13 protein-coding genes and 1 pseudogene are annotated in these 12,843 nt (G+C 45.7%); 13 read left to right on the top strand and 1 reads right to left on the bottom strand.

Going from position 1 to position 12,843, the window contains the following annotated elements:
- Positions 1–107 precede the first annotated feature (107 nt).
- Positions 108–1,064 (top strand): helix-turn-helix transcriptional regulator, encoded by a 957-nt coding sequence (locus AC0YNT_RS14305; RefSeq protein WP_475805203.1) that lies wholly within the window; start codon positions 108–110, stop codon positions 1,062–1,064.
- 126 nt (positions 1,065–1,190) lie between these two features.
- Here the strand turns inward: AC0YNT_RS14305 and AC0YNT_RS14300 are convergent, their stop codons facing one another.
- A complete protein-coding gene (locus AC0YNT_RS14300; RefSeq protein WP_475805320.1) occupies positions 1,191–2,564 on the bottom strand; it encodes a family 43 glycosylhydrolase in 1,374 nt (457 codons plus the stop codon).
- A gap of 319 nt (positions 2,565–2,883) precedes the next feature.
- Here AC0YNT_RS14300 and AC0YNT_RS14295 point away from each other — a divergent pair.
- The 12 genes and pseudogenes from AC0YNT_RS14295 to AC0YNT_RS14240 all read left to right on the top strand — a co-directional run.
- A pseudogene (locus AC0YNT_RS14295) lies at positions 2,884–3,756 on the top strand (aldo/keto reductase); the annotation flags it as partial.
- Positions 3,753–4,169, top strand: coding sequence for an SRPBCC family protein (locus tag AC0YNT_RS14290; RefSeq protein WP_475805202.1), 417 nt, complete (start codon positions 3,753–3,755; stop codon positions 4,167–4,169). The pseudogene AC0YNT_RS14295 and the gene AC0YNT_RS14290, both read left to right, overlap by 4 nt.
- A gap of 161 nt (positions 4,170–4,330) precedes the next feature.
- The gene (locus AC0YNT_RS14285) at positions 4,331–4,867 is read left to right on the top strand and encodes a helix-turn-helix domain-containing protein (RefSeq protein ID WP_475805201.1); all 537 of its coding nucleotides are present in this window, start codon (positions 4,331–4,333) and stop codon (positions 4,865–4,867) included.
- 143 nt (positions 4,868–5,010) lie between these two features.
- Complete coding sequence (locus AC0YNT_RS14280) at positions 5,011–5,400, top strand: nitroreductase family protein (RefSeq protein ID WP_475805200.1); 390 nt, start codon at positions 5,011–5,013, stop codon at positions 5,398–5,400.
- An 18-nt stretch (positions 5,401–5,418) separates the two neighbouring features.
- Positions 5,419–5,901 carry a nitroreductase family protein gene (locus AC0YNT_RS14275; protein ID WP_475805199.1) on the top strand — a complete coding sequence of 161 codons (483 nt, stop codon included), beginning with the start codon at positions 5,419–5,421 and terminating at the stop codon, positions 5,899–5,901.
- A gap of 72 nt (positions 5,902–5,973) precedes the next feature.
- Positions 5,974–6,855, top strand: a complete 882-nt coding sequence (locus AC0YNT_RS14270) for a deoxyribonuclease IV (RefSeq protein WP_475805319.1) — start codon at positions 5,974–5,976, stop codon at positions 6,853–6,855.
- Positions 6,856–7,026: 171 nt separating this feature from the next.
- On the top strand, positions 7,027–7,836 hold the full coding sequence (locus tag AC0YNT_RS14265; protein WP_475805198.1) for an ABC transporter ATP-binding protein: 810 nt from the start codon (positions 7,027–7,029) through the stop codon (positions 7,834–7,836).
- A gap of 25 nt (positions 7,837–7,861) precedes the next feature.
- Positions 7,862–8,686: an ABC transporter permease gene (locus AC0YNT_RS14260; RefSeq protein ID WP_475805197.1), complete on the top strand. Its 825-nt coding sequence runs from the start codon at positions 7,862–7,864 to the stop codon at positions 8,684–8,686.
- A gap of 61 nt (positions 8,687–8,747) precedes the next feature.
- Positions 8,748–10,094, top strand: coding sequence for an LLM class flavin-dependent oxidoreductase (locus tag AC0YNT_RS14255; protein ID WP_475805196.1), 1,347 nt, complete (start codon positions 8,748–8,750; stop codon positions 10,092–10,094).
- 29 nt (positions 10,095–10,123) lie between these two features.
- Complete coding sequence (locus tag AC0YNT_RS14250; protein WP_475805195.1) at positions 10,124–11,140, top strand: ABC transporter substrate-binding protein; 1,017 nt, start codon at positions 10,124–10,126, stop codon at positions 11,138–11,140.
- Positions 11,141–11,191: 51 nt separating this feature from the next.
- Complete coding sequence (locus AC0YNT_RS14245) at positions 11,192–12,529, top strand: LLM class flavin-dependent oxidoreductase (protein WP_475805194.1); 1,338 nt, start codon at positions 11,192–11,194, stop codon at positions 12,527–12,529.
- 66 nt (positions 12,530–12,595) lie between these two features.
- Positions 12,596–12,772, top strand: coding sequence for a YjfB family protein (locus AC0YNT_RS14240; RefSeq protein ID WP_167279747.1), 177 nt, complete (start codon positions 12,596–12,598; stop codon positions 12,770–12,772).
- Positions 12,773–12,843 lie beyond the last annotated feature (71 nt).

Here is a 12,843-nt window from a genome sequence, read left to right as displayed (position 1 = left end):
TTACTTCGTAAGGATTAGCTTTAGTTAAATCTCAGATTATTGTAGACTATAATGACGACATCTTTTGTCATATATAAAATATCTTCTTTGAGTGAAGGTGAACATAAATGAGGGCAGACCGTCTGCTTAGTATCATGATTTTGCTTCAAAATCATGATATGATGACAACAAAAGAGCTTGCCAGAAAACTAGAGGTATCAGAACGAACGATATTACGGGATATGGATGCGCTAAGTATTTCCGGTGTACCTGTTGCAGCTGACCGTGGGAAAACAGGGGGATGGAGGCTGATGGATCACTTCAAGAGTTATTTGAGTGGTCTAAAGCTGGAGGACACGAAGGCGTTGTTCCTGCTTCCTTCAGAACAAATGATGAAGGATTTGGGTGTTAACACAGGGCTGGACATCCGTCAGAAATTACTGGCCTCCTTACCCGATTCAAGCAAAGGCGAAGCACGGCATTACATGGACAAAATTTATATGGATACGGGAACATGGAAGCCTTCCAATGACAAGAATAAAGCTTTGCTCACCATTCAAAAAGCATTGTGGGAGGATACGAAGCTTAACATCAATTATCAGAAAACCGATGGGACCCACTCGCCAAGAATTGTCAGCCCTTTGGGTCTGGTGGCGAAGGGCAGCTCCTGGTACTTGATCGCCATGAATGACGAAGGTGACTATCGAAATTTCAAGGTGTCCAAAATCATGCAGGCAGAAGTGACAGCAGATGTATTTACCAGACCAGCTCGGTTTGATTTGGCTGAGTACTGGAACCAAAGCAAGCTGAATTTTGCAGAATCGCTCCCTACCTTGGAAGTGAAGGTTCTTGTACATCCCTCCATTATTGGCCGCTTAACCTTCACAGACAGATTTGTTGAGAAAATCGACATGCACACATCGGTCGAAGAAGAGATGGCTTCTGTTACCCTTAGCTTTAATACTGAGCAGGAAGCAGTGGAGTATGTGCTTGGTTATGGTGGGGCGATGAAGCTAGTCCAGCCCGAATATTTGATTGCAAAAGTTGTACAGCATGCGAAGGCAGTCATTGACATGTATGAATAATTAGTTCACAAAAAAACGCAGCCTTTGTTGGCTGCGTTTTTTTGCATAATTTGAAGGTATGCTTACTTCCGTATGAGCTGCCACGTTTGTGCCTGTTTGTACACCGCACTGGAGACGACAGCCTGGTTAAGCAGGGAATAGGTCAAAGCTGTCGAGTTCACCATATCCTTCGCCTTTGGAGAAGCGGATTTTGTTCCAGCCTGCATGAAGCGTCAGGCGGGTAATCGAGGCTCCCCAGTTCTCCCAGCCTTTGTTCGTAATGTATAAGTTACCGGCGTTCGTCTGATTGACCGTTAGGATAAAGTAGGACCAATCTACTCCCGATGTACCATTACCCGTACGTGCGGACATGACGTAATCTCCGGCAGCCGCAGCATATACGTCAAATTCTACATAACTGTCCGTCGTGTCAATATGTCCAGCTTTACTTCCGCCAGAACCATTCGTGCTGGAAGAAGCATATGCGATACCTCCGAATACACCGGATTCACCTTCATAGCGAATACGTCCCGTGTCTCCGGAAGGAATCGCAATTGGCGTATTAGGGGCAGCTGGCGCACCTAGATTCGGGGTGTTATCTGCGTTCCAAGTGAATTTCTGTGCACGGATTTCTCGATTCCATCCGCTGCCCGCAAACTTGGCTGTATGATATACAATCCAATCCTCCGTACCGTCAGGTGATTTCGTGAAGGAATGATGACCAGGGCCGTACAAGCCGTTGCCGGATTGGAAGATTGGCTGATTTCGTTTGCTCCAGGATGAGGCTTGCAATAAATTGCTGCTCGTATTTGCTGTAATGAGACCTAAACAGTAACCGTCAGTCCAGCTCCCGCTGGCTGAGTATACGAGACTGATAACGCCATTATGAACGATGACCTGAGGTCCTTCATTAACGGAAGGCGATGTGTTGGTCTCCCATGAATAGGTTGGAGTTGCGATTTCAACTCGTGCCGAGTCGATCGTCCATGGATTACTCATATGAGCAATGTACAGTTTCTGCTGCACATTCGTTGTCCCTGCCCAGCCAGACCATATGAAATACAGATTATTATTGACTTGCAGTACGGTTCCATCAATCGCCCAACGGTTCGTGGAATCCGTAATTTTTCCTTTATTGACCCATGTACCTGTCATCGGATCAGCGGAGGTGTTCTCCATGACGTACATCCGGTGATTGTCATTGTTGCCGTCATCCTTGGCGTAATAAATGTACCAGGTCTTGTTGATGTAATGAATTTCAGGAGCCCAGACGTTGCAGCAGCTGGTGGAAATTACTCTTTTTGTACCCGCATCTACTCCAGTAAGCGAGCTTGATTTCCAGATTGTTACGTCGCCGCCTGTTGTCTTTGTGAAGTAATAGAAGCCGTCGGTATGCTTGTAGATCCACGGGTCTGCACCATCTTGGAAAACGACGTTGTAAAAGTTTCCGCTTTGCGTTGAGGCATTAGCCGCCCCAGGTAAGATGAGAAGCAATAACAGGAGTAATGCCAAACTCTTCATTCCGAGCTTGCGAACTTTTGTCAAATAAATCGTCCCTCCTATCCGATTTTCATTCACCAATAGTTAATCATTTCCACTAGGTGAGCAACAGGACGGAATTTTAGATCGTACGGACTTTTTTTTGTTAGTAGTCGAACTGGGTATTATCTATATAACTTTTAAGTGCCTATAGCACTTTTCAGTATCTATGGTACAAAATAGTGCGTACTATCCGATTTGTATGATGTGCTTTAATATAAATCCCGTACGATAAACAATTAGCTTGGGTGATGGATCACATCATTTCAAATAGGAGGATTTATAAGTTTATGAAGCAAAAGAGCTAGCTGAGATTCGTCTTGGTGAAGCACTTTCGAAGCACCGTCGTGACGACTATGTATTAAGTACAAAAGTTGGACGTCTCATTATGGACGAGCTCGAAGACCCAACGTTACGTGACTTGGGTGAGAAAGGCGGGCTATTTGAATTCGGCCGTAAGAATAAGATCGTGAATGACTATAGTGCTGACGCTACTCTTCGCTCAATTGAACAAAGTCTGAAGCGTCTGCAGACGGACCGTCTGGACATTGTCTACATTCATGATATCGCGCAGGATTTTTATGGGGACGAGTGGCTTTCACAATTCGAAATCGCCCGTACCGGGGCCTTCCGTGTACTGACGAAACTGCGTGAAGAAGGAGTTATTAAAGCTTGGGGACTTGGAGTAAACCGAGTAGAGCCGATCGAAATCACGTTGGAGCTGGATGAAGTGAAGCCTGATGCTTTCTTGCTGGCTGGTCGTTATACATTGCTTGATCATGAGCGTGCACTGCAACGATTAATGCCTGCAGCCATAGCGAAAGATGTCAATATTATTGTTGGTGGTCCGTACAGCTCGGGCATTCTGGCTGGAGGTACACACTTCGAGTATCAGAAAGCATCACCAGAAATCATTTCGAAAGTGGAAAAGATTAAAAGCATTGCGCAAAACCACAACATCAGTATCAAGTCGGCTGCCCTGCAGTTTTCACTTGCCAATCCAGCAGTTGCTGCTGTTATCCCTGGTGCTAGTCGTCCTGAGCGGATCACCGAGGATCAAGAGGCATTAAATACCGTTATTCCAACAGCCTTTTGGGAAGAAATGCGTGAACAGAACCTGGTGGCTCCAAACGCGCCGCTTCCAATCCTTTCTGAAATGGAGCTGCAAAAATGACACAGACGATTGCAACAAAGGAAATCCCAGCTTCACCTGATCAAGTGTGGCAATTAATCGGCGGCTTTAACTCTCTGCCAGACTGGCTGCCCTATATACCAAACAGCGAATTAAGTGAGGGTGGACGTGTGCGCCATCTTGCTAATCCCGACGGAGCTATTATTGTAGAGCGGCTTGAGGAGTTTAATGAACAGGATCGTTACTACACTTATTCCATAAAAGAGGCACCATTCCCGGTCACGGATTATAAATCAACGATTCGTGTTCGGGAACTGGCGGACAGCCAAACATCACTTGTGGAATGGTCGGGCAGCTTCACCCCTGCAGGTGTAAGTGACCAAGAGGCCATTGATCTGTTTCATGGAATCTACACGGACGGCTTAAAAGCTTTGGCACAAGCATTAAGTTTCTAGTCTAATAAAAGCCTCTAGACACATGGTTTCCGAGTGTTTAGAGGCTTTTTATGTCCAAATTGTTCGATAATCCCTGTTGTGATATATTAGTACCATTATGACGCTTAAACATCAGCAGCACATCTTGCTGAGAAATTCCGATGGGTATTATTGGAGAATTTATGAAAAAAACCATTCCTATTATATCCGCTGCAGACTTGCAAACGAACAACTTCAGTCTGTTTTCATTACGTTTGGACCAACATAGTATAAGTCAGCTGCCCGTGCATCGGCATGATTGTTTTGAAATATTTTATGTGACGAGTGGATATGGCAAGGTTCAGGTCGATTTACAAACCTACAGCTTTTCACCTCATTCCATTGGACTGATCTCTCCAGGGCAAATTCATGCTTGGCTGGAGATCAAATCGGATGAGCTAGTTAGCGGGTATCTACTTATCTTTTCCAAGGACATGCTTGCTGCGAACAAATGGGAGAATAGGAATTGGCCATCGCCTTCCCTTGGGAAATCGGCAGGTGAAGTACTCCGTGAGCGCAAGTTGTTAGAAGCCAAGCGATTGCTGCGCTATTCAACGGCATCAGTAGATGAGATTGCTCAGCAACTAAGCTACAAAGATCCTTCCTATTTCGGCCGATTATTTAAAAAGAATGTTGGCCTGTCTCCGAGTGAATTTCGAAAACAAGGTGATACGATGTAAATAAGTCGTCCTTCCGTTCAAACAACGGAGGGCGGCTTTTCTTCATTTTCCAGACAAAATAGGTCATAAACCGGACTATCTATGGCACCTTCCCACGTTCCATTGACGGTGATTTTTGTATCGAATACGATGTGTCTGACTACGTGGTAGGAAGATTTCAGGAAAATAAGATCTTTAAATTGGTGCTTGGCAAATTAACGGAGAGCATTCATAAACGTACGGCAGAGGTGCCTGCAAACCTTATCGTGTTTGCCAAAACGGATTCCGATCCCATCATTCATGATCAGAACTTTGGAACGGTATGCCGGATCATGCAAAATTTCCAACTTCTTGGTTGGAAAGAGCGGCTTGGGATGGTCTGGATTACCGAACCGATGATGCAAAATGAAGCCTTTTTTAAAGGGATTGGTTTACAAGAAGATGAGCGATTTGTTGGCATACTGCAGATGGGGTACTTTGATAAGGCTCCAAGGGGCCGGACTCGAACTCCTGCAGAACGGAATTGGACCGAAGTGATTCCTAATGGAAAATAGATTGGGGGATTATCAACAATGAAGCTGATGGATAAGGGTGTTGAGCCGCAGAACGATCTTCGATTTGAGCAACGTACGGTTCCGCAGGCATTCGTTCTTGAACTATTAAATCATGCGGTATGGGCTCCTAATCATCGACTCAGGGAGCCATGGAGATTTATTTATATTAGCGATAACAATAAGGCTGGTTTAAATTTTATCCAATCCAAAGCACCGGGGTGTTTAATCATTGCAATGAAAAACGAGAACGATACCCTTAAGCAGGATGAGAATTTAGCTGCGATATTCTGCCTCATCCAGAATTTTAAGCTGCTCGCCACCCAGCAGAATCTGGGGGTAAACGTTTCTTTCGAGAAATGGATGTATGATCGAAGACATTGCCAAGAGCTTGGTGTGTCGGACAAGGAAAGAATTGCAGCAGTTCTAGATTTGGGATTCTATCATGGTTCATCAGAAGTCATTCCAACATCACCTGTAACTTTGAAATGGAGCTTGCTGTAAAAAACGAATAAAAAAGTTTCTCAGACCAAACTATAATTGGAGCTATATTTGCAGGACGAGGGAGTGCTTGAGCTGTCTTTACTTATAGGATCTCATGTTTCGATGACAGGGAAGAAGATGCTTCTTCAAGCAAGTGAAGAGGCAGCATCCTATGGTGCGTCAACTTTCCTGATCTACACAGGTGCTCCGCATAATACGCGACGTAAGCCTATAGAGGCGCTTAATATAGAAGCGGGACAGGCTCATATGAAAGAGCATGGTATATCTAATATTGTCGTTCATGCCCCATTTATTATTAATTTGGGCAATACGATATCTTTACAGGTATTTGAGCATGGAATTACGTTTCTGCAATCTGAGATTGAAAGAACGGAAACGCTTGGAGCAGCACAAATCGTTCTTCACCCAGGCTCCCATGTGGGAGCAGGTGTGGAAGCGGGTATTGCTCGGATTGCAGAGGGATTAAACGAAGTGTTGACGGATAAAAGGGATGTTCAGGTATCTCTGGAGACTATGGCTGGCAAGGGGAGTGAATGCGGAACCTCCTTTGAGGAGCTGGCCGCGATCATAGATCGGGTTACTCATAATGAACGTTTATCGGTCTGTCTGGATACCTGCCATATTCATGATGCAGGCTATAACGTGAGGGACGATTTTGACGGAGTACTGGACGAATTCGATCGAATCGTCGGACTTGATCGGTTGAAGGCTATTCATGTGAATGATTCAAAGAACATGCAAGGTTCCCGCAAAGATAGACATGAGAATATCGGTTATGGGTATATTGGACTTGATGCTCTGCGATATGTCGTTCACCACCCGCAGCTAACGGCCATTCCAAAGCATCTTGAAACCCCATCAATTGGACCAAAGAAATACGTTAATCCGCCTTATAAGCATGAGATCGCTCTGTTAAGGGGAGAGACGGATGAGTTGGTTCAAAAATTGGACTAAATGGACTATGTTGACAATTGGAAATTCCATGCTATATTAATCACATGGATTTACTAGGTATTAAACAGCATACCGCTGACCGGTTAACTGGAAGCGCAGAAGACTAACACAGCGTGTGGTCATCTGTGCTTTTTTGTTTTCTGATGGGCCAAAAGAGAAAGGGTGAGAGAAATGCCTGCGAGTGAAAAAATCAGGTTTGAGAATGTAGCGAAAAGCTTCATCGTGCGTGATCCGAAACAAAAAGGGGCGACACAGCAATTTACAGCAGTAAAAGATTTAAGCTTTACCGTCAAGGAAGGCGAGTTCATCACATTGGTTGGTCCAAGCGGATGCGGCAAATCGACCTTGCTTGACTTGATCAGTGGTTTAACCCGTCCAACGAATGGACGTATTTACATGGACGGTAGAGAAATTACCGGTCCAGGTCTTGATCGAGGGATTGTTTTTCAGCAATATGCTTTATTTCCTTGGAAGACGGCACGTGGCAATATTGAGTTCGGATTGGAAGCAAAGGGAGTTCCTAAACATGAGCGTAAGGAATTAGCTGAGCATTTTCTTGCTTTAGTTGGGCTGAGTGCCTTTGCTAACCGATATCCCCATGAGTTGTCTGGAGGAATGAAGCAGCGTGTAGCGATTGCTCGAAGTCTTGCTTTTAACCCGGATGTTCTATTAATGGATGAACCTTTTGCGGCGCTGGATGCACAGACTCGTGAAACCTTGCAAAGTGAACTATTACGAATTTGGCAGAAAACGAAAAAAACAATTATTTTCATTACGCATGGAATCGATGAGGCAGTGTACTTGGGTGAACGCGTCGTGGTACTGACTCCGGGGCCAGGTACAGTGAAGAAGATTGTAGACATTCCGTTGAAGCACCGGCTGGATGATGCAGATATCCGATCACATCCGGAATTTGTGAAGGCGCGCCATGAAGTATGGAGCTTGCTTCACGAATTGGAGTATCAAGGTGCTTATATCTAATTGATTAAGGAGAGGAGATCGTTGAATGGAGAACATTAAAGCAGTTCCTGCTACCTTGCAAAGTAGAAATATTCGAATCGGCTGGTCGATCAACTTTCGGAGGCTGCTCAAACAATCTATTGTACTCGTCTTACTAGCCTTGCTATGGGAGATTGCTCCGAGCAGCGGCATCGTTGATCCGGCATTCTTTCCCCCTTTTTCGGATGTTATTCGGGCGTTGTGGGATTTGATATTATCCGGAGAGTTATTTCATCATTTTGCAGCGAGTATGATTCGTTCCTTAAGTGGTTTTTCCTTAGCTCTTCTTATCGCGATCCCACTAGGTCTCGCAATTGGCTGGTATCCTCTTGCAAGAGAGCTGCTGAACCCAGTGCTTGAATTGTTCCGCAATACTGCGGCATTAGCCTTGCTGCCTGTGTTCATGTTAGTACTGGGAATCGGAGAGACATCCAAGATTGCTATTGTCCTCTTCGCCTGCACATGGCCCATCCTACTGAATACCATCGCAGCTGTAGGGAATGTTGATCCTTTGTTGATTAAATCGGCTAGGTCTATGAACATCTCATCGTTTAAGCTGTTTCTCAAGGTTATTCTGCCAGCATCCGTCCCTACTATCTTTACCGGAATTCGGATGGCGGGAACAGGAGCGATATTGGTCTTGATTGCTGCTGAGATGGTAGGCGCGAAGGAAGGTCTAGGTTACCTGATCACCTATTCCCAATATAACTTCCAGATCCCTGAAATGTTCGCCGGCATCCTTACGATTGCGTTACTTGGATTATTGATCAATCAAGGATTAAGTGTCATTGAGCGTAAATTTTCCAGATGGAAACAGCAGGTGAACGGTTAATATAGCCCTTTTTTTTACTCTTAAGTTGATTAAAAATATAGGAATAGTAGGAGTTGGTAGAATGACACAAAAACAAATGAAGCTTGGAGCATTCTTTAATCTGCCGGGACATCATGTGGCAAGCTGGCGATATCCATCTACGGATCCACGCCGGACCTTGGATCTGGACTATCTCAAGGAATTAGCACAAATGGCGGAACGTGGGAAGTTCGATATGATCTTCTTTGCCGATATCCTTGGTCTGAAGCCAACAGGTAATTTCGCTACGTCAACGGTAAAGCTTGATCCTCTTATGATTATAACGGCGCTTGCGGCAGTTACTAGAAATATAGGACTAACTGCGACTTTGACCACCACTTATAATGAGCCGTTCCAGGTGGCACGCAAATTCGCCGCCATCGATCATCTGTCCGGAGGACGTGCAGGCTGGAATGTAGTGACCTCTGGCAATGAGAAGGAGGCACAGTTGTTTGGCAAAGAGAAGCATCTTGAGCATGCACGCCGTTATGAGCGAGCGGAAGAATTCGTTGAGCTTACCAAGAAGCTGTGGTTCTCCATCGAGGATGAGGCGCTTGTGATCGACAAGGAGAATGGCAAATTCCTGGATGTGGAGAAAATTCATCCGGTTGATCATCACGGGGAATGGTTCAAGGTACAAGGTTTGTTGGATGCACCGTCGACGCCGCAAGGGCATCCTGTCATCGTACAGGCGGGTTCTTCAGAAGCGGGGAAAGAGCTGGCAGCGAAGACAGCGGAGGTGATTTTCACAGCGTGGCAAACGTTGGAAGAAGCCCAAACCTTCTATCGGGATGTGAAGGGACGTCTGGCCAAGTATGGCCGGAAACCGGAGGATTTGAAAATTATGCCTGGCGTGTTCATCACCGTTGCAAGAACGGAAGCCGAGGCGATTGCTAAGCGAAAAGAATTGAATGGATATATTTTGCCGGAAGTTGGGCTCAATTACTTATCTAATTTTATTGGTGTAGATTTGAGCGGTTACGATGTGGATGCTCCTCTTCCGGCAAACGGAGAGAAGGAAGACAAGACGAATCCTCAGATACGTACGAATATTATTCGGGCTCTAGCAGAACGTGAAGGGTTAAAAACACTACGCGAAGTTTATGAATTTATCGCAGGTGCACGCGGCCATCGGGAGATCGTAGGCACACCTGCTCAAATTGTGGATCAATTAGAGGAATGGTTCTTAAATGAAGGTGCGGATGGGTTCAATGTGATGCCGCCTACGTTCCCGGAAGGTCTGAACGACATTGTCGATCTCGTCATTCCGGAATTACAGCGCCGCGGATTATTCCGTACCGAATATGAAAGTAATACGCTGCGCGGAAATCTGGGCTTGTCTATTCCCGTTAATCCGTACAAGAAGCAGACACAGCAGACTCATCAATAATAGGAAGATTTATATAAGGGGGTTGTCTTATGAAGAGACGTTATAAATACGTGCATGTACTGTTGGTTACTTTGGGGCTTATTAGTGTGGTGCTTGCAGGGTGCTCATCTAGCAAGGCAAAGTCGGGTGAAGAAGACAAGGTACTTCAGTATAATGGTGCGCCTGGAAGTGTATCGTTTCCGGAATTAGCGAAGGATTTGGGATACCTCGGCGACTTGGAGCTGGAATCAATCGGAAGCAGCACCGGCGGACCAGAAAGTATTCAATTAACAGCGACTAAACAAATTGATTTTGGATCGGCGTTTAACGGAGCTATTATTAAATCCATTTCGCAAAACGTCAAAATCAAATCGGTAATCGGTTCGTATGGCAGTGATAAAAACACGTATATTGGCGCCTATGTGCTTGAAGGAAGCCCGATCAAATCGCCTAAAGATTTTATCGGCAAAAAAGTAGGCGTAAACACGCTTGGCGCACATTTGGAGTTTGTAACGAAGGACTATTTGCGCAAAGGCGGCTTAACGGAGAAGGAAATTGAACAAGTGACGCTGGTAACGATCCCGTCTGCCAATGCGGAACAAATTCTTCGCAGTAAGCAGATCGATGTTGTTTTATTAAGTGGTATTGCTAGAGACCGAGCTCTCGATAAGGGCGGTATCGTCGAACTCTTTAAGGACATTGATGTCTTCAGCTCCGAATTTACGGCAGGTGATTACTTCTTCAGGGAGGAGTACATCAAGAACAATCCTGACACCGTCAAGCAGTTTGTTGATGGTGTGGCCAAGGCCATTGAGTGGGCTCGTACGACCCCTCGTGAAGAAGTCATCAAGCGGTTCGAGACGATTATTAAGAACCGTGATGGCAACGAACCTATCGAGAATCTGAAATATTGGAAAAGTACAGGGATCGCTCAAGCTGGTGGTGTCATTACTCCAGATGAATACCAAGTCTGGATTGACTGGCTGGTGGCAAACGGTGATTTGAAGAAAGGGCAGGTAAAGAGTGAAGATTTGTATACAAACGAATTTAATTCTTTCGCCAAATAGTAACGGTATATCAAATTTTAAAAAAATAGAAGAAGATATGGAGTGGTGAAGATGACGTTGAGACAAATGAAACTTGGAGCTTTTGTTATGCTGCCCGGCCATCATGTGGCAAGCTGGAGGCATCCTGCCTCAGGTGCAGACCGTACCTTTGATTTGGCTTATTTAGCGGAGATCGCCAAGACGGCGGAACGTGCCAAGTTTGACACGATCTTTTTCGCAGACGGATTTGGTTCAAACCTCAATCAGCATTCGAGTTCTGCGCTTAAGCTGGATCCGGTTGTTATTATTTCGGCACTTGCGGCTGTGACGGAAAAAATCGGGTTAGTCGCTACTTTGACAACGACTTATAACGAACCATTCCATGTCGCACGTAAATTTGGTTCCATCAATCATCTCTCGAACGGCCGTGCAGCTTGGAACGTCGTGACTTCTGCTAATGATAAAGAGTCTGTTCTATTTGGCAAAGATAAGCATCTGGAGCATGCGAGTCGTTATGAGCGAGCAGAGGAATTCGTTGAGCTCGTCCAGAAGCTATGGCAGTCCATTGAACCGGACGCGCTTGTCATCGATAAAGAGAACGGACGTTTTCTCGATGTAGATAAGGTGCATCCTGTCACTCATGAAGGAAAGTGGTTCAAAGTAACGGGTACACTGGATTCGCCATCGCATCCACATGGTAATCCGGTTATCGTGCAGGCAGGATCCTCAGAAGCCGGAAAAGAGCTTGCTGCCAAGACGGCGGAGGTCATATTTACGGCTTGGCAGACATTGGAGGATGCGCAAGCCTTCTACCTTGATGTAAAAGGGCGTTTAGCCAAATATGGTCGTGATAAGGAAGAGTTAAAAATCATGCCAGGCGTCTTTATTACTGTTGCGAAAACGGAGGAAGAGGCGCTGGCGAAGCAGAAGGAGCTGAACAGCTACATACTGCCGGAGGTCGGCTTGGCTTATCTGTCTGCCTTCACCAATACCGACTTGTCCGGCTATGATGTGGATGGACCGCTGCCTGAATTCGGTGCAATTGAGGATAAGACGAATCCGCGCATACGCTACAACATTATCCGCGAAATTGCGGAACGTGAAAATTTAACAACTATTCGCGCCGTATATGAACGGATTGCCGGCGCGCGTGGACACCGTGAAATCGTCGGAACACCATCACAGATTGCTGACCAGCTGGAAGAGTGGTTCCTGAATGATGGCGCCGATGGCTTTAATATTATGTCGCCTTATTTCCCAGGCGGATTCGAGGATATTATCGAGCTCGTCGTTCCCGAGCTGCAGCGTAGAGGTTTATTCCGCACGGAATATGAGAGCAGCACGCTTCGGGGGAATTTAGGTCTTCCTGTTCCTGCGGTAGGTCTCGAGAAGGCTGGAGCTAAAGTCTAACGAAAGACCATCCATGATCCGATACAACAGAGGAAGGCTCTTATTTTCTGATGTGGGAGGAAGATCATGGACATTCCGGCTTTATCTGTTGCCATGTCGCAGAGCAAGCTCATGACTGATGTTGGCATCAGCGTGCTTAAGATGGCACAGGATCACGCAGCGCAGCAGTCACAGCAGATGGTGCAAATGATGGCACAAAGCGTACAGCCCCACCTTGGCGGCAGTATCGATTTGAAAGTGTAACTAATTTAGAAGAAAGGCCGCCTATACGTCGATAAGACGTAAAAGGCGGCCTTTTTTACATCATATTCCGT

The sequence above is a fragment of the Paenibacillus sp. J22R56 genome, assembly GCF_056269375.1.
Note: the sequence above shows the minus strand (reverse complement) of the source record. Positions and strands in the feature narration are given on the sequence as shown.